Raw genomic sequence first — 17,617 nt, 5'->3', positions numbered from 1 at the left:
ACGGCGGCGCACCCGTTCACCGCACCCGTACGGGTCACCGCGGGCGGTCACCGGCGTCGGCCCACGTCCCGGAGAGCGCACGACCGGGACCAGGGCGGCGGTCCGCCCGGCTCAGAAACCCTCGCGGCACTCGCGCAGGATCTTCCTGGTGCGCTGCGCCGACGCGGCGTGCGTGGTCAGATGGTCCAGCACCTCCAGGTGCGCGGACACCTCCGCACGCGAGTCCAGGTACAGCGCGCCGGTCAGGTACTCCGTGACGACCATGTCGGGCAGTTCCGGCTCCGCGAACCGGAAGAGCGAGAACGGCGCGTACGTACCCGGGTGCGGCCCCGAGGCGAACTCGGCGACCTGAAGCGTGACCCGCTGCCGTTCGGCGTACTCCAGCAGCTTGTCCAACTGGCCCCGCATCACCTCGGACCGCATGCTCACCGGACGCAGCAGCACCGTCTCGTCCATGATCACCCACAGGTGGGGGGCGTCGGGGCGGTCCAGCAGCCGCTGCCGCTCCAGCCGCAGCGACACGTGCCGCTCGATCGCCTCCGGAGTGGTCTGCCCGACCGTCCCGGACTCCAGGACGGCGCGCGCGTAGTCCTCGGTCTGGAGCAGTCCCGGCACGAAGTGCGGTTCGTAGGAGCGCATCATCTTCGCCGCGCCCTCCAGGCTGACGAACAGGCTGAACCAGTCCGGCAGCACGTCGTGGTAGCGCTGCCACCAGCCCGGCCGGTTGGCCTCCTCGGCGAGCTCCACGAACACCGCGGCCTCGTCCGCGGGCACACCGTAGGTCTCCAGCAGCACCTGTACGTACGGGATCTTCAGCGCGACCTCGGCCGTCTCCATCCGCCGTACCGTCGCGGGCGCCACCCGCAGAACCTGTGCCGCCTCCTCGCGCCTTAGGCCGGCCGCCTCCCGCAGTTCCTGCAGCCTCTTGCCGAGCACCACCTGACCCACGGTGGGCGCCGGACGCCGCTCACTCACGCCACGTCTCCCCTGCGCGTCGCCGAAGCATGTCCGCAGTCTGTCACGGCCCGGCCGCGGACTCACCGGGGCGGAGGGGAGGCCTTCGCCACGTCGCCTGCCGCCGAGCGGGCCGAGAGCGGCGACACGAACGGCAGGGGCCGGCCCCCTGCTCGACGATCAGCGGGAGGAACCGGCCCGCAGCGACAGGTCCGGCCGGCTGACCCGCCGCCGCCCGCGCCGGGCCCGCAGCAGCGAAACGACCCCCGGTCGGCGGCGGAGGCGGCTGCGGTGCACGAGGGACCGGGGTCCACGACCGCGGCCCGTGGAGCGCTGCACCCGGGGGGCGCCGAGCCGGCGGTCGCCCGCCGGCGCACCCGCCCCGGCGACGCGGCGCGTGACCAGGGCCGCGGGGCGCGACCTGTGGCAGGCTGGACGGGTACGCGCCGGACCACCGCAGGAGGAGTCGGCCATGGCCGTCGAAGCGCTGTCGCAGCAGGACCTGGAGGAGCGGCTGGCCGAGCTGCCCGGCTGGTCGCTCGACGGGGGCCGGCTCGCCCGCTCCTACCGGCTGCCGGACCACTTCGCGGCGACCGCGCTGGTCGTCCACGTCGCCCGGGTGCAGGAGGAGCTGAACCACCACTCCGACCTCACCCTCGGCTACAACACCGTCTCCCTGGCGGTGCAGACCCACAGCGCCGGCGGCGCGGTCACCGCACTCGACGTGGAACTGGCCCGCCGGGTGGAGCAGCTCGCACCCGCGCACGGGGCGCGGTGACCGGGGCCGGAGCGGAGCCAGGACGGGGGGACCGTGCTCGACTACGAGCAGGAAGCCGAACGGTACGACGCGCTGCGCGGCGGTGAACCCCGGGCGGCCGCCGCAGCGGAGGCGGTGCTGGGCCTGGTGCCCGCGCAGGCGCGGAGCCTGCTCGACGCCGGTTGCGGAACCGGCATCGTCACCCGGCGCCTGGCCGGAGCCCGGGACGGCCTGCGGGTCACCGGAGTCGACCTCGCCGCCGCGATGGTCCGGCAGGCGGCGGGCCGCCTGCCCGGTGCGGTGGTCCGTGCCGACAGCCGCCGGCTGCCGTTCCCCGGCGCCGCGTTCGACGCGGTGGCCACCGTCTGGCTGCTGCACCTGGTCGGCGGCCCGGCGCAGGCGCGCGCCGTGGTCGCCGAGTGTGCCCGCGTGCTCCGGCCGGGCGGGGTGTACGTCACGACCGTCGACAAGGCCGCCGCGCACAACGTCGGAAGCGACATCGACGCGGTGCTGGCCTCCCGCCCGCGCTCCCCGGTGCACGACGCGGACGCCGACGTGGAGTCGTACGCTCGCGCGCACGGGCTGGTCCCCGCCGGTCTGGCCCGCTTTCCCGGCCTGGGCCAGGGCCGCAGCCCGCGGCGCACCATCGCCGACCTGCGCCGCGGCTGGTTCGTCACGCTGCCCCCCGGAGACCCGCTCAGCGAACGGTACGCCGACCGGCTGGCCGGGTTGCCCGACCAGGAACGGCCGCGCCCCGAACCCGAGTTCACGTTGCGGGCGTTCCGCAAGCAGCCTTCCGACCCGGCCTCCTGAGCGTCCCCGTACCGGCCGTCCGGGCGTCCCCGCACCGGCCGTTCGACCGCCTGACTGCCTGACTGCCTGACCGCCTGATCGGTTGGCCGCCTGATCGGTTGGCCGAACAGGCCCGGGTGTGTGAGAGCCGGGCGGCCCCCAATGCGGGTGGGGCCGCCCGGTCGGGGCCCGGCGCCGGTGCCGGGCCCCTGTGCACGCGGAGTTTCAGCGGGGACTTATTCGAGGAGCTCCGCGTACGATCCCATGGCCAGGGCGATGTCCGCCTGGGCCCAGAACCGGTGGTACGTGAACACCGGCGCGGCACCGCCGGCGAGGTAGTCCTCGATCTTCGACCAGGCCGGGTCGTCCTGGTAGAACGAGCGCAGCGAGGCGAAGGTGGACGAGGAGTCGATGGCGTCGCCGTTCGGCATGGTGCCGCTGAAGCCGCTCGGCACGTAGACGGCGTCGCCGAAGCGGTTGTAGTCGGAGCGGGTCTCGGGGACCGCTATGCCCAGCGAGTCCTGGTAGTTGTCCCACATGCCGTCCAGCAGCGCCTTCGCCGTGGACTTCGCCTCGGTGTCGCCGGACCGGGCGGCGTAGTACGTCAGCGTCTTGGCGTACGCGCCCGCCACGCCGACGTCGTTGGTGTAGTCGGCGACGGTGACGTGCAGATCGCTGTTGGCGCCCGGGTCGGACGGGTTCCAGGTGTCGGGCTGGCCGCTCCAGTGCAGGGTGGACGGGATCTGGTAGGTGCCGTCGGGGTTGACGGTGGTCTCGGACAGGGCCCAGGCGACCCACTTGTCGAGCACGGCCTTGGCGTCGGCGTCACCGGTCTGCTGGTAATACTCCGCGACGCGCTCCATGGACCATGCCTGGAAGCCGAACCACTGGTTGGACGGCGGGTCGTGGTAGACCGGCTCCCAGTCGTAGTACATGCCGTAGAAGGTCGGGGTGCCGGCCGGCGGGGTGGCGTAGCGGCCCTCCCAGCTGTTGGTGGCGCCGCCCGCGATGGCGCCCTCGTCGGACTGCAGCCAGCGGTAGAACTCGAGCTGACGGCCGAGGGACTTCGCCCAGTCCGCGGCGCCCGTCGCCGACTTGGGCTCCAGGTCGGGGTACGAGCTGAGCGCGTAGGCCGCCAGCGGGTTCTGGTAGCCGCCGTGTACGTGGCTGGAGCCGATCCGCCAGGCCCAGCCGGCGGAGGTGTCGGTGGCGCCGCCCCAGGCGTAGTACCAGGAGAGCAGGTAGTGCGAGGAGTCCTTGCCGGAGCCGGCCGGGCAGGCCGACGGGCCGACGCAGTCGCCGATCTTCTTGAAGTACTTGTCGTACATCGAGTAGCGCAGGTAGTCGCCCATCTTGGCCGCCTTGGCGACCGTGGACTTCACCTCGGCGCCCTGGCCCTGCTCCTTGGCCCACACGTCCGCCCAGTAGGCGGCCTGCACGGCACGGGCGTCGGCGTCCGGGGCGTCGGTGTACTTCCACTGCTTGGCGTAGTTGCTGTCGCCGGTGAACAGGTCCAGGTAGCCGTTGCCGCCGCCGTACTTGAAGGCGTCGCAGGTCGGCTGGGGGATCGTCTCCCACACCGACTCCTGGGCACCGCGCTGGAAGGTGTTCAGGTACGAGGGCCCGGTCGCGTCCGGACCGCCCTCGCAGGTGCCGCCCGGCGTGTCACCGTAGCCGTAGACGTTGTCCACGTCCTGGATCCAGTGCATGCCGTAGACGTCGTCGGTGCCGTAGGCGGACCTCAGCTCCCCGGCGATCGGGTCCGAGCCGACGGAGACGGAGCTGTCGAGCTGCGCCGGGTACTGGTCCGGCGTGTCCAGCTCGGGCGCGTAGGTCGCCGGCTTCGAGGCGTCGTAGAAGGAGTTGGTCGGCTGGTCGGCGTGGGTCGGGATCATGTACGTCTCCATGAGGTCCCAGGCGCCGTTGAACTTCGACCAGTCGCCCGTCACCTTGCCGTACATCGCCTGCAGCCACAGCAGGTAGCTGTATGCCTCGGAGGTCGTCTCGTGCCCGTAGTCGGGCGCCTCGACGATCAGTGTCTCGACCGAGTGGTACGGGATGCCCTCCGGGGAGAAGTAGCCGTTCGCAGGGTTGGTGATCTTCCCGTAGAGGTCCAGGAAGCGGGCGTCGTAGTCCTTCGTCGCGCCGATCTGGCTGACCGTCACCGAGGCGGCGACCATGCCGGGGGCGGTCGAGGTGAAGGTCGCCGCACCGGTGCCGGAGGAGTCGGCGGCGATCGTCACCTGCTGCGCGGTGTCCCAGTTCGACGGGGTGAAGGTGAGCGAGGCGCCGTCCGCGACGGAGAGCCCGGTGTTGCCGTCGGTGCGGGCCGTCGCCACGGTCACGTCGGAGGACGGTTGCGTCGACAGCTTCAGCTCGTACGAGGCGGACTCGCCCTGCTGGACGGCGAGCTGGTTGGTGGAGGCCACCACCGAGGGGCCCTGGGCGACCGTGATGCCGACCGGGGTGGACTCCGCGGAGGCGTCGAGGCTGTCGTACGCCTTCGCCACCAGGGAATGACTGCCCACGGTCAAGTCGGAGACCGAAAGCTGGAACGGAGCGCTCGTGTCGGTGCCCAGCAGGGTGGTGTCGTCGTAGAACTCCACCTTGCTGATCGTCGCGTCGTCGGCGGCCGCGGCGGTGGCGGCGAGCGGAACGGCCTCTCCCTGCGAGTAGACGGCGCCCGCCCCCGGGCTGGTCAGCACGGCGACCGGCGGCTGGTGCGCGCCCGTGCAGGTGGTGCCGTTGATGGCGAAGGAGGTGGGGGCGGTGTTGGTTCCGCTGTAGGAGAACTGGGCGCCGGTGGTCACCGCCGCGCCGGCGGCGATGGTGCCGTTCCACGAGGCGTTGTCGACCGTGATCGCCTTGCCGGACTGGCTCCAGACGCCGTTCCAGCCGTTGGAGAGCTGCTGGTCGCCGGAGTAGGCGTAGGTCAGGGTCCAGCCGTCGACGGCGGCCGTGCCCCGGTTGGTGAGCGTCAGGTCCGCGGTGAAGCCGGAGCCCCAGTCGTTCGTGGTGTAGTCGACGCTGCACTGGAGCGACGCCGCGTGCGCGGTGGTCGCGCCGGCGGCGAGCATCGACAGCGGGAGCGCCAGGGCGGCGACGGCTGCGGTCCACCATCGGCGGGCGGCTGAGCGTCTCCTGGGTGGGGGATGCATGGTGCTGGTTCCTCCTCGGTGCGGCTCGGAGAAGTCAAGGCTTGAACCAGTGGGAGCGCTCCCATAGTGAGGACGACCCCGGAATCGGTCAAGGTCTTCGAATACTCGAAATGATTCGACGGGCCGGTTGTCGAAAAGTTGGGCAACGCCCCTGTTCTTTGCGGTCACTTGGCGCTACCTTCCTGTCCCACCAGTGGGAGCGGTTCCATCAGTCGACGCGTCGGTCCCGGCGCGCCAAACTGCAAGGAGTCGCTCATGCGACACCCCCCGCGTTCAGTACTTTTAGCCGTCGCCGGGGCGGCCGCGCTCCTCGGGAGCGCGATCGTCCCGGTCGTCACGGCACAGGCGGCCGCACCCGCCTGCACGGTGGACTACTCCGTCGCCGGGCAGTGGGACAGCGGCTTCCAGGGCGCCGTGCAGATCACGAACAACGCTGCGCCCCTGAGCAGTTGGACCCTGACCTTCGACTTCGCCGACGGCCAGGAGGTCACCCAGGGCTGGAACGCCGAGTGGTCCCAGTCCGGCACCACCGTGACCGCGGCCAACGAGAGCTGGAACGGTGCCCTGGGCACCGGTGCGAGCGTCAGCGCCGGTTTCCTGGCGTCGTACTCCGGTGCCAACACCGCGCCCACGGCGTTCAAGCTCAACGGCACCAGCTGCAACGAGGAGCCCGGACCGACACCGGATCCCACCGGCCCCACCGACCCGGGCGGTCCGACCGACCCGCCCGGCGGCGGTGGTGACGGGCCGCCGGCCCTGCACGTCTCGGGCAACGAGCTCGTGGACGCCGACGGCGCCCCGCACCGCCTGCTCGGCGTGAACCGCTCCGGCGGCGAGTTCATGTGCGTGCAGGGGTACGGCATCTGGGACGGCCCGGTCGACGACGCGGCCATCCAGGCCATCGCGGACTGGCACGCCAACACCGTCCGCGTGCCGCTCAACGAGGAGTGCTGGCTCGGCCTGTCCAACGTCGACCCCGCGTACGCCGGCGACAACTACGTCGCCGCCGTGCAGGACCTGGTGACGAGGCTCGAGGCGCACGACCTCACCCCGGTACTGGAACTGCACTGGAGCTGGGGCCAGTACACCGGCAACTCGGCGGGCTGCTCCGACGTGCACGCCACCTGCCAGAAGCCGATGCCCGACGCGCGGTACTCGCCGTCGTTCTGGCATTCGGTGGCGAGCACCTTCGCCGACGATCCGGCAGTGGTGTTCGACCTGTTCAACGAGCCCTACCCGGACCGCGCCACCTCCACGGCCACCCAGGCCTGGGAGTGCTGGCGGGACGGCGGGAGCTGCCCCGGTATCGACTACGAGGTGGCCGGTATGCAGGATCTCGTCGACAGCATCCGGTCAGCGGGCTCCACGAACCCGATCCTGGTCGGCGGCCTGGCGTACGCGAACGACCTCAGCCAGTGGCTGACGTACCGTCCGCAGGACCCGGCCGGCGATCTCGCCGCCGCGTACCACGTGTACAACTTCAACACCTGTGCGAGCGAGAGCTGCTGGAACACCACCCTCGCCCCCGTCGCGGCCCAGGTGCCTCTGGTGGCCGGGGAGATCGGCGAGAACACCTGCTCGCACTCCTTCGTCGACCGGGTCATGCAGTGGTTCGACGACCGGGACCTGTCCTACCTCGGCTGGACCTGGAACACCTGGGACTGCTCCTCGGGGCCCTCGCTCATCTCCGACTACGACGGCACACCCACGTCGTACGGAGCCGGGCTGCATGACCACCTGGCCGCGATCAATCCCTGAACCATCCCGCACGGCACACCCTTTCGTGAACCCGCAAGGATAAGGAAACCCGCACTCATGAGCCGTACCACAACCAGCAGAACGGCGTTCTTCGCCGCCCTGGCCGTGGTGGCCGGAGCCACCGGAACGGCGTTCGCCGCCGCTCCCGGTGCCGCCGCCTCCGCCGAATCCGTCCCCTGCAGCGTCGACTACACCGTGCAGAACGACTGGGGCAGCGGCTTCACCGCCGCGGTCACGGTCACCAACAACGGCGCAGCCAAGAGCGGCTGGTCGGTGCAGTGGTCGTACGCCGGCAACCAGCAGATCACCAACGGCTGGAACGCGAAGATCAGCCAGAGCGGTGCCGACGTCACCGCCGACAACGAGTCCTACAACGGGAGCCTGGCGAGCGGCGGCACGGTCAGCTTCGGCTTCAACGGCAGCTACAGCGGCACCAACGCCGTTCCGGCCACGTTCACGCTGGACGGTGTGACCTGCAACGTCGACGACGGCGGCACCGGCGGCGACACGGGCGGCAGCACGGGCGGGGACACCGGCGGCAGCACCGGTGGAGACACCGGCGGCAGTACGGGCGGCAGTACGGGCGGGGACACCGGCGGCAGCACCGGCGGCGACAACGGAGGCGGCAACGGCAGCCGGGTGGACAACCCCTACGTCGGCGCCAAGGTGTACGTCAACCCGGAGTGGTCGGCGAACGCCGCCGCCGAACCGGGCGGCAGCCGGATCGCCGACGAGCCCACCGCGGTCTGGCTGGACCGCATCGCCGCCATCCAGGGCGTCAACGGCGGCATGAGCCTGCGCGACCACCTCGACGAGGCCCTCGCCCAGAAGGGCAGCGGCGAGCTGACCATCCAGCTCGTCATCTACGACCTGCCCGGCCGCGACTGCGCGGCCCTCGCCTCCAACGGCGAGCTCGGCCCCGACGACCTCGACCGGTACAAGTCCGAGTACATCGACCCGATCGCCGACATCCTGTCCGACCCGGCCTACGCGGGCCTGCGCATCGCCACCGTCATCGAGCCCGACTCGCTGCCCAACCTGGTCACCAACGCCGGCGGTACCAACACCACCACCGACAACTGCGTGACCATGAAGTCCAACGGCAACTACGAGAAGGGCGTCAGCTACGCCCTGGACAAGCTCGGCGCCATCCCCAACGTCTACAACTACATCGACGCCGGCCACCACGGCTGGCTCGGCTGGGACTCCAACTTCGACCCGTCCGTGCAGGAGTTCGCCAAGGTCGCCACGACCAACGGCGCCAGCGTCGACGACGTCGCCGGGTTCATCGTGAACACCGCCAACTACAGCCCCGTCAAGGAGCCGTACTTCTCGATCGGCGACTCCGTCAACGGGCAGACGGTGCGCCAGTCGAAGTGGGTCGACTGGAACCAGTACGTGGACGAGCAGAGCTTCGCCCAGGCCCTGCGCAGCAGCCTGGTCTCGGCCGGCTTCAACTCCGGCCTCGGCATGCTCATCGACACCTCGCGCGATGGCTGGGGCGGCTCCGCCCGTCCGACCGGCCCCGGTCCGACGACCTCGGTGGACGACTACGTCGACGGCAGCCGGATCGACCGCCGCATCCACGCCGGCAACTGGTGCAACCAGAGCGGTGCGGGCCTCGGCGAACGGCCCACCGCCGCACCCGCCGCCGGGATCGACGCCTACGTGTGGGTCAAGCCCCCGGGCGAGTCCGACGGGTCCAGCTCCGCCATCGCCAACGACGAGGGCAAGGGCTTCGACCGGATGTGCGACCCGACGTACGGCGGCAACTCGCGCAACGGCAACAACCCTACGGGCGCGCTGCCCGACGCGCCGGTGGCCGGTCACTGGTTCTCCGCGCAGTTCCAGCAGCTGATGCAGAACGCCTACCCTCCGCTGCCGTGACACCGTGAGCGTCCGCCGGGGGCCCGGCCCTCAGGGGAGCCCCCGGCGGATCGCCGATCCCACCGCCCCGCGGCCGCAGTCCGGCCGCACCACCTCGCACGGCGCCCCGACGCAGCGGCGGCTGCGCCGGGGCGCCGTGCCGTGGTGCGCCGGGCGGCGGCCGTGCGCGGGCGTGCGCCTGCCGGTTCCCGGCGCCGCCTGCGGCTCCGGCGGGTCGTGGAGACCCCGGGCCTGCGGCCCGTCCCGCGTAGGTGGGCCGGGCCGGCTCGTGGCTCAACCGCGGGCTTCCCGCCGCTACGGAAGCCCGCCCCGCCTCGACCGGTCGTCGCCCGCGCCCGCGGAGTGCTCCGCCCCCGCCGCCAAGCACCGGGTTCGAACGTCCGGGCACCTTCGTCCTGAGGCCTGCACAAACTGCACCGCCGCGAGGACCACCTCGCCGTGACGAGCGAAGCGTCCCCCCGGCACCTGCCCGCGCTGTGCGCACTGCTCCGCGACCACGGCGGGCTGCACCCCGACGGCGGTGGCCACAACCCCGCCGACGGAGCGGCCGGCCGCACCGCCCTGTACTTCACCCGGCACCGCACACCGCCTCCACCCCTCTCCTCGCACGGTCTGCCCCACCGCCTGGAACTGGTCCTCCCGGGCCGCCACGACGACCTGCTCCGCACCCACCTCGCACCGGATCTCCTGCCGGCCCCGCAACACGAGTGGCCCCCGGCCGGTGCGTCGCCGCACTCCGGCGGCAACCGGACGAGAGGCTGACCACCATGGCGCACGACCACCACCGCTCCCCGCACCCGCACGGCTCCCAGGACCACCACGGGCACGACGGGCCTCACGGGCACGACGGCACCGACATCGACTGGGCCGAGATGGCCGAACTGCTCCAGCACCAGGCGGAGTTGTTCACCCCGCTGTACGAGCGGGCCCTGGCCTGGCTGGGCAGGGAGGTGACCGAGCCGGGGCTGATCGTCGACGCGGGCAGCGGACCCGGCGTGGTCTCCTGCCTGCTCGCGGAGACGTTCCCGGGCGCGCGGGTGCTGGCGGTGGACGGCTCTGGACCGCTGCTGGAGCACGCCGCCGCCCGCGCCGAGCGGGCCGGATTCGCCGACCGCTTCGGCACCCTCACCGGCGAACTCCCCGATGTGCTGGCGGACCTGGACTATCCGGCCGACCTGCTGTGGGCCAGCCGCAGCCTGCACCACCTCGGTGACCAGCTGGCGGGGATCGCCTCCTTCGCCGAACGGCTCGCGCCCGGCGGCACCCTCGCCCTGATGGAGGGCGGCCTGCCGGCCCGGTTCCTGCCCCGGGACATCGGCCTCGGCCGCCCGGGGCTCCAGGCGCGCCTGGACGTGCTGGAGGAGGAGTGGTTCGACCGGATGCGCACCGAGCTGCCGGGCAGCGTCGCGGTCGCCGAGGACTGGCCCGCGCTGCTGGCCTCCACCGGGCTGAAGCACGCCCGCAGCCGTACCTTCCTGCTGGACCTCCCCGCCCCGGCCGGCGACCGGGTCCGCGCCTACGTCGCCGCCTCGCTGGGCCGGCTGCGGGAGCGGTTCGGTGACGACCTCGCCGCCGGGGACCGGGCCGTCCTCGACCGCCTGCTCGATCCGCAGGACCCGGCGGGCGTGCACCGCAGGAGCGACGTGTTCGTGCTGGCCGCCCACACCGTGCACACCGCGGTCAAGCCGGTGTAGCGGGGAGGCCGGAGCCGGCGGCACTTGACCTCGAGAGCGCTCCAAGTGGTGGACTGCACGCTCTTCGCACACCAAGGGGGGCACTCATGAAGGACTCACCGGTCGCACTGATCACGGGAGGCGGCAGCGGCATCGGCGCGGCGGTGGCGCGGCGGTTGCTGGACGCGGGGTGGCGGGTGGCCGTCACCGGCCGCGGAGCGGCGCGGCTGCACGGGTTCGCCGCGGAACTCGGCGAACCCGCGGAACTGCTGACGGTTCCCGGCGACGCCGCCGAGTACGGCGACGTGCAGGAGGCGGTGGCCCGCACGGTCAAGGCCTTCGGCCGGCTGGACACCGTCGTCGCCAACGCGGGCTTCGCCACCCACGACTCGGTCGCCCAGGGCGACCCGGCGGGCTGGACGCAGATGGTGCTGACCAACGTGCTCGGCCCCGCCCTGCTGATCCGCGCGTCCGTGGACGCGCTGAAGGAGACCGGCGGCCGCATCGTGCTGATCGGCAGCGTCGCCGGCTTCGTCAACACGCCGGGCAACATCTACGGTGCGACGAAGTGGGCGGTCACCGGGCTCGCCGAGAACGCCCGCCGCGAGGTGACCGAGTTCGGTATCGGCGTGACGCTGGTCGCGCCGGGCCGGGTGGAGACCCCCTTCTGGGACGCCACCGGCACCCTGCCGCCCGGTCGCCTGCTGACGGCGGACCAGATCGCCGACTCGGTCGTCTGGGCGGTCCGGCAGCCGGACGGCGTCGACGTGAACACCGTCGTCGTACGACCGCTGGGCCAGCCGAACTGAGCCGGTGGCCCGGCCCGGTGGGAGGGGCACCGGACCGGTGCCCCTCCCACCGGGCGCGATGCGCGTGGCGGGCGTGGCGCGTGGCGGGCACGGTGGCCGGCGCGAGCGGCGGGGTCGCCGCGGCCGGGGCCGTCACCCGGTGGCGGCGGGCGCGGCCGCCGGGCCGGGAGCGGGAGGCACGGCCCGCTCCCGGGTCAGCCCAGGTCGAACTTCGCCGGGTCCGGGCCGATCCGCCGGTCCTCGTTGAGTGCGCCGATCGCCGCCAGGTCCTCCTGGTCCAGGCTGAAGTCGAACACGTCGATGTTCTCCCGGATACGGGACGGCGTCACCGACTTCGGGATGACGACGTTGCCGATCTGGAGGTGCCAGCGCAGCACCACCTGGGCCGGGGTGCGGTTGTGCTTCCGCGCGATCGCCACGATCGCCGGCACTTCCAGCAGGTCCTTGCCCTGGCCGAGCGGCGACCACGCCTCGGTGGCGATGCCCTGCTCGGCGTGGTACTCGCGGGCCGCGCGCTGCTGGAGGTACGGGTGCAGTTCGATCTGGTTGACCGCCGGCACGACGGAGGTCTCCTCGATCAGCCGCCGCAGGTGCTCCGGCAGGAAGTTGGAGACGCCGATCGCCCGGACCCGGCCGTCGGCGTGCAGCTTCTCGAACGCCTTGTAGGTGTCGACGTACTTCCCGCGGCCCGGCAGCGGCCAGTGGATCAGGTACAGGTCCACGTAATCCAGGCCCAGCTTGGCCAGCGAGGTGTCGAAGGCGCGCAGGGTGGCGTCGTAGCCCTGGTCGCTGTTCCACAGCTTGGTGGTGACGAAGACGTCCTCGCGGGGCAGCCCGGAGGCCGCGATCGCGCGTCCGGTGCCCTCCTCGTTGCCGTAGATCGCCGCCGTGTCGATGCTGCGGTACCCGGCCTCCAGAGCGGTGGCCACCGCCCGGTCCGCCTCGTCGTCCGGTACCTGCCAGACACCGAAGCCCAGCTGGGGCATCTCCACGCCGTTGTTGAGGATGATCGGGGGGACCTTGCTGCTCACGGGCTCTTGATCCTTCGGTTGTCCGTCAGGGATACGTCTCCCATCGTCAACGATCACGGGTCCCGCGGCATTCCCCGTCGCCCGGGTCACGTCGCCTGGGTCACGTCGCCTGGGTCACGTCGCCCGGGTCACGCCGCCGGGTCACGCCGCGCCTCAGGCGCCGTACAGCTCCCGGACCTCCCGCTCGTACGCCTTCTCGATCGCCCTGCGCTTCAGCTTCAGCGACGGGGTCAGCAGCCCCTGCTCCTCGGAGAACGGCTGCGCCAGGACCCGGAAGGCGCGGATCTGCTCCGCCTGCGAGACCAGGGTGTTGGCGGCGACGACCGCGCGGCGCACCTCGATGTCCAGGTCCGCGTCGCGCACGAGCTCGCCCGGCGCCATGCGCGGCTTTCCGCGCATCTGGAGCCAGTGCTCCACGGCCTCCTGGTCCAGGGTGATCAGGGCCGCGATGAAGGGCCGGTCGTTGCCGACCAGGAGGCACTGACTCACCAGCGGGTGCTCGCGCACCCGCTCCTCCAGCACGCCCGGCGAGACGCTCTTGCCGCCGGACGTCACCAGGATCTCCTTCTTGCGGCCGGTCAACGTCAGGTAGCCGTCCTCGTCCAGCGCGCCGAGGTCGCCGGTGGCCAGCCATCCGTCGTGCAGGGCCCGGCCGGTCGCCTTCGGGTTGTTGAGGTAGCCCTGGAAGACGTTGGCGCCGTGCAGCCACACCTCGTTGTCCTCGGCGATGTGCACGGTCACCCCCGGCACGGGCCGGCCCACGGTGCCGTAGCGGGTGCGGCCGGGCGGGTTGGCGGTGGCCGCGGCCGTCGTCTCGGTCAGTCCGTAGCCCTCGTAGATCTGCACCCCCGCGCCCACGAAGAACAGCCCGAGCCTGCGGTCCATCGCCGAACCGCCCGACATGGCGTTGCGGATCCGGCCGCCCATCGCCGCGCGCACCTTGGCGTACACGAGCCTGTCGAAGAACTGGTGCTGCATCCGCAGGGCCGCCGACGGCCCGGGCCCGGTGCCCCAGGCCTTGGCCTCGACCGCGTCCGCGTAGTTCACCGCCACCTCGACCGCCTTCCCGAACGCGCCGTCCCGGCCCTCCTGCTCGGCCTTGCGGCGGGCGGCGGCGAACACCTTCTCGAAGATGTACGGGACGGCGAGGATGAACGTCGGCCGGAAGGTCTGCAGATCGGGAAGGAGGGCGGCGGCGTTGAGCTGGGGCTGGTGGCCCAGGCGGACCCGGCCGCGGACCGCGGCCACCTCCACCATCCGCCCGAAGACGTGCGCGAGCGGCAGGAACAGCAGGGTCGACGCCTCGTCGCCCCGCCCGGAGCGGAACACCGGCTGCCAGCGCTCGATGACGGTGTCCGCCTCGAACATGAAGTTGCCGTGCGTCAGCACGCAGCCCTTGGGCCGGCCGGTGGTGCCGGAGGTGTAGATGACGGTCGCGACGGTGTCCGGGGTGACCGCCTCCCGGTGCCGGTGCACCACCTCGTCGTCCAGGTGTGCGCCCGCGTCGTACAGCTCCTGCACGGCGCCCTCGTCCAGCTGCCACAGCCGGCGCAGCCGAGGCAGCCGGTCGATCACGGTCGCGATGGTCATCGCGTGGTCCTCGTGTTCCACGATCGCCGCCGTGACCTCGGAGTCGTGGAGCATCCAGAAGCACTGCTCGGCCGACGACGTGGGGTAGACCGGCACCACCTGAGCGCCGATCGTCCACAGGGCGAAGTCGAACAGGGTCCACTCGTAGCGGGTGCGGGACATCAGGGCGACCCGGTCGCCGAACCGGATCCCGCCGGCCAGCAGCCCCTTGGCCAGGGCGAGGACCTCGTCGCGGAAACCGGCCGCGGTGACCTCGCGCCACCGGCCGGTCTCGTCCTTGCGGCCCAGCGCGACGCGTTCCGGCTCCTCCTCGGCATGCCGGAAGACGGCGTCGGCCAGACCACCCGCCGGCGGTGCCGACGCCGACGGAGGGTTGGTGTACTCGCGCAATCCCGGCTCTCCGCTCTCCGCTCCTCAAGTGATCGGCTTCCTGCGGCGCGTGTCCGGGGGCTTTTCCGGACGCTTCGCACAGCGCCGTGAAAGCTACCCCACCCGGCCCGGCGCGGGGAGGGGGCGCACGCCTGGCGGTATCCCGCATCAGCCCTGGTCAGCGGAGGAAAATGGGCGCACATGCGGAAGGGCCGGACAGAAAACCGACGGTTCGGTGAGTACCGTTGCGGTTTTCTCCACGGAATCTGTACGACCCGCTCACAGCGGAGGCACGCCCGTTTCGGGCCACCCGCCTCCACCTCTCTCAGCGCCGTCCGGCCGGATTCCGTCACCGTCGCCCGCCCGCTGCCCTCTCGCCTAACGCCCGCTGCTCGCCTGCCGCCGACGTGCCTGCCGTCCGCTCGGCCGCTGCTTGCCTGCCGCCGACGTGCCTGCCGCCCGCCCGCTGCTCGCCTGCCGCCGACGTGCCTGCCGCCCGCTCGGCCGCTGCTCGCCTGCCGGCGACTCGCCTGCCGCCCGCCCGGCCGCCACCGCGCTCGGCCTCCGCCGCCGCTGCTCGGCCGCCGGACCCGCTGATCGGGCGGCGTCCGGGGAATCGACCGGGGAACCGTCCGGTGTCCCGCTCAGTGCCGGTGCAGCCGATCCCCGCCCGCCAGGATCGCCGCGGCCAGCGCCTGCGCGGCGTCCCGGGCCAACCCGCGGCCGTTGCCGTGCACCAGGACGAAGTCGATCCGGCCGAGTTCCGGCAGCCCGGCCCGCTCCGGCACCCGCACCAGTCCCGGCGGGACCAGGCCCCGGGAGTGCGCCATCACGCCGAGGCCGGCGCGGGCGGCGGCGACCAGACCGTTCAGACTGCCGCTGGTGCAGGCGATCCGCCAGGTCCGCCCCTGCCGCTGGAGCGCGTCCAGGGCACGCGCCCGGGTGATCCCGGGCGGGGGGTACACGATGAGCGGCACCGGCTGGCCGACGTCCAGGCGCAGCCGTTCCGCGCCGACCCACACCAACTCGTCGCGCCAGACCAGGTCGCCCCGCGGGTCCTGCGGGCGCCGCTTGGCCAGCACCAGATCCAGCTGCCCGGCCGCCAGCCGCTCGTGCAGCGTCCCCGACAGTTCCACCGTCAGCTCCAGGTCGACCTCCGGATGGTCGCGGCGGAACCACTCCAGGATGTCCGTCAGCCGGGTCAGCACGAAGTCCTCCGAGGCGCCGAACCGCAGCCGGCCGCGCAGCCGGGTGCCGGCGAAGTACGCGGCGGCCTGCTCGTGCACCTCCAGGATCCGCCGCGCGAAGCCGATCATGGCTTCGCCCTCCTCGGTCAGCTCCACCGAGTGGGTGTCCCTGCTGAACAGCGCCCGTCCGGCGGCGTCCTCCAGACGCCGGACGTGCTGGCTGACGGTCGACTGGCGCAGCCCGAGCCGCCGCGCCGCCTGGGTGAAGCTCAGCGTCTGCGCCACGGCCAGGAAGGTCCGTAGCTGGGCGGGGTCGTACATGCCGCCACCGTAGCCGCTCATCACGAAATGCGATGACAGTCAGAGCGGTATCCCGGATTCCCGATCGCCCGCCCGAGGGAGACGATGGGGGAGAGGCCCCCGCCTCGGCAGGAAGCCCGTACGGCTTCCGCGCGCACCGCCCGAACAGCACGTGGAGCACCGTGAAACGCCTGCAGTGGCCGAGTCGGCTGCCGATCGACCCGTACGTCCTGCTACTGCTCGGGACGGTGGGCCTGGCCGCGCTGCTGCCCGCGCGGGGCACGGCCGCCGACGTCGTCTCCGCGGCCGCGACCGCCGCGATCGCACTGCTGTTCTTCCTCTACGGGGCCCGCCTGTCCACCCGGGAGGCCCTGGACGGGCTGCGGCACTGGCGGCTCCACGCCACCGTGCTGGCCTGCACCTTCCTGGTGTTCCCGCTGCTCGGGCTGGCCGCCCGCGCTCTGGTACCGGTGCTGCTGACCCAGCCGCTCTACCAGGGCCTGCTCTTCCTCACCCTCGTACCGTCGACCATCCAGTCCTCCATCGCCTTCACCTCCATCGCCCGCGGCAACGTGCCCGCCGCCATCTGCGCGGGCTCCTTCTCCTCCCTCGTCGGCATCGTCGTCACCCCGCTCCTGGCCGCGCTGCTGCTGGGCGGAGGCACCGGCGGCTTCTCCGCCGACTCACTGCTGAAGATCGTGCTGCAACTGCTGGTGCCGTTCGCCGCGGGCCAGCTCCTGCGGAACCGCGGAGCCGGCCGGGCCCGCCGCCGCGCCGCGCGGCAGGCCGGCAGCGCGGGACCCGGCCCGGGGCAGGGCGGCGACGGGGGAGCGGTGGGCGGATTCCTCACCCGGCACCGCAGGCTCCTCGGCTACGTCGACCGCGGCTCGATCCTCCTGGTCGTCTACTCCGCCTTCAGCGAGGGCATGGTGCGCGGCATCTGGCACCAGGTCAGCCCGGCCCGGCTCGGCGGCCTGCTCGCCGTCGAGGCCGTGCTGCTCGCCGTGATGCTGCTGCTGACCTGGTACGGCGCGAAAGCCCTGCGGTTCGGCCGGGAGGACCGCATCGCCATCCAGTTCGCCGGCTCGAAGAAGTCCCTGGCCTCCGGGCTGCCCATGGCCGGTGTGCTGTTCGGCGCGCACGCCTCGCTGGCGGTGCTGCCGCTGATGCTGTTCCACCAGATGCAGCTCATGGTGTGCGCGGTGATCGCGCGGCGCCGGGCCCGCGATCCGCTCCCGGGACCGGCCGGGGCACCCGGTACCGGCGCGGCGCGGACCGCGGTCGGCAGCGGACCGCCCGCCCGCTGACGTGCTCCGGCGGTACCCGGCGCACGCCGGTTGCGGCCGACCCGC

General features: G+C 72.5%; 13 protein-coding genes. 8 read left to right on the top strand and 5 right to left on the bottom strand.

The genetic code is table 11. The features are described 5' to 3' along the window. Positions 1-111 precede the first annotated feature (111 nt). Positions 112-975 carry a helix-turn-helix domain-containing protein gene (locus ACL02U_RS23495; protein ID WP_412792883.1) on the bottom strand — a complete coding sequence of 288 codons (864 nt, stop codon included), beginning with the start codon at positions 973-975 and terminating at the stop codon, positions 112-114. Between the two features lie 451 nt (positions 976-1,426). Between ACL02U_RS23495 and ACL02U_RS23490 the strand changes: the two genes are divergently transcribed. Then, positions 1,427-1,732 (top strand): 4a-hydroxytetrahydrobiopterin dehydratase, encoded by a 306-nt coding sequence (locus tag ACL02U_RS23490; protein WP_412792882.1) that lies wholly within the window; start codon positions 1,427-1,429, stop codon positions 1,730-1,732. A gap of 33 nt (positions 1,733-1,765) precedes the next feature. After that, positions 1,766-2,524, top strand: coding sequence for a class I SAM-dependent methyltransferase (locus tag ACL02U_RS23485; protein WP_412792881.1), 759 nt, complete (start codon positions 1,766-1,768; stop codon positions 2,522-2,524). Between the two features lie 215 nt (positions 2,525-2,739). Here ACL02U_RS23485 and ACL02U_RS23480 read toward each other — a convergent pair whose 3' ends face one another. Continuing rightward, positions 2,740-5,661, bottom strand: coding sequence for a glycoside hydrolase family 48 protein (locus ACL02U_RS23480; RefSeq protein WP_412792880.1), 2,922 nt, complete (start codon positions 5,659-5,661; stop codon positions 2,740-2,742). 255 nt (positions 5,662-5,916) lie between these two features. Between ACL02U_RS23480 and ACL02U_RS23475 the strand changes: the two genes are divergently transcribed. The 5 genes from ACL02U_RS23475 (at position 5,917) to ACL02U_RS23455 (ending at position 11,788) form a co-directional block, all read left to right on the top strand. Beyond that, on the top strand, positions 5,917-7,419 hold the full coding sequence (locus tag ACL02U_RS23475) for a cellulose binding domain-containing protein (RefSeq protein ID WP_412792879.1): 1,503 nt from the start codon (positions 5,917-5,919) through the stop codon (positions 7,417-7,419). A gap of 57 nt (positions 7,420-7,476) precedes the next feature. After that, entirely contained in the window at positions 7,477-9,306 is a 1,830-nt protein-coding gene (locus ACL02U_RS23470; RefSeq protein ID WP_412792878.1) for a glycoside hydrolase family 6 protein, read from the top strand. A 438-nt stretch (positions 9,307-9,744) separates the two neighbouring features. Next, complete coding sequence (locus ACL02U_RS23465; protein WP_412792877.1) at positions 9,745-10,068, top strand: hypothetical protein; 324 nt, start codon at positions 9,745-9,747, stop codon at positions 10,066-10,068. A 5-nt stretch (positions 10,069-10,073) separates the two neighbouring features. After that, positions 10,074-11,000, top strand: coding sequence for a class I SAM-dependent methyltransferase (locus ACL02U_RS23460; RefSeq protein WP_412792876.1), 927 nt, complete (start codon positions 10,074-10,076; stop codon positions 10,998-11,000). An 86-nt stretch (positions 11,001-11,086) separates the two neighbouring features. Further along, complete coding sequence (locus ACL02U_RS23455; RefSeq protein WP_412792875.1) at positions 11,087-11,788, top strand: SDR family oxidoreductase; 702 nt, start codon at positions 11,087-11,089, stop codon at positions 11,786-11,788. A 194-nt stretch (positions 11,789-11,982) separates the two neighbouring features. Here the strand turns inward: ACL02U_RS23455 and ACL02U_RS23450 are convergent, their stop codons facing one another. The 3 genes from ACL02U_RS23450 to ACL02U_RS23440 form a co-directional block, all read right to left on the bottom strand. Then, positions 11,983-12,819, bottom strand: coding sequence for an aldo/keto reductase (locus ACL02U_RS23450; protein ID WP_412792874.1), 837 nt, complete (start codon positions 12,817-12,819; stop codon positions 11,983-11,985). Positions 12,820-12,972: 153 nt separating this feature from the next. Further along, positions 12,973-14,799 carry an AMP-dependent synthetase/ligase gene (locus ACL02U_RS23445; RefSeq protein WP_412792873.1) on the bottom strand — a complete coding sequence of 609 codons (1,827 nt, stop codon included), beginning with the start codon at positions 14,797-14,799 and terminating at the stop codon, positions 12,973-12,975. A gap of 623 nt (positions 14,800-15,422) precedes the next feature. After that, a complete protein-coding gene (locus ACL02U_RS23440) occupies positions 15,423-16,286 on the bottom strand; it encodes a LysR substrate-binding domain-containing protein (RefSeq protein WP_412792887.1) in 864 nt (287 codons plus the stop codon). Positions 16,287-16,447: 161 nt separating this feature from the next. Between ACL02U_RS23440 and ACL02U_RS23435 the strand changes: the two genes are divergently transcribed. Beyond that, positions 16,448-17,572, top strand: coding sequence for a bile acid:sodium symporter family protein (locus ACL02U_RS23435; RefSeq protein ID WP_412792872.1), 1,125 nt, complete (start codon positions 16,448-16,450; stop codon positions 17,570-17,572). The last annotated feature ends 45 nt before the right edge of the window (positions 17,573-17,617 follow it).

This window comes from Streptomyces sp. MS06 (assembly GCF_047200655.1).
Lineage (GTDB): Bacteria > Actinomycetota > Actinomycetes > Streptomycetales > Streptomycetaceae > Streptomyces.
This window is presented reverse-complemented; position numbering and strand designations above follow the sequence as displayed.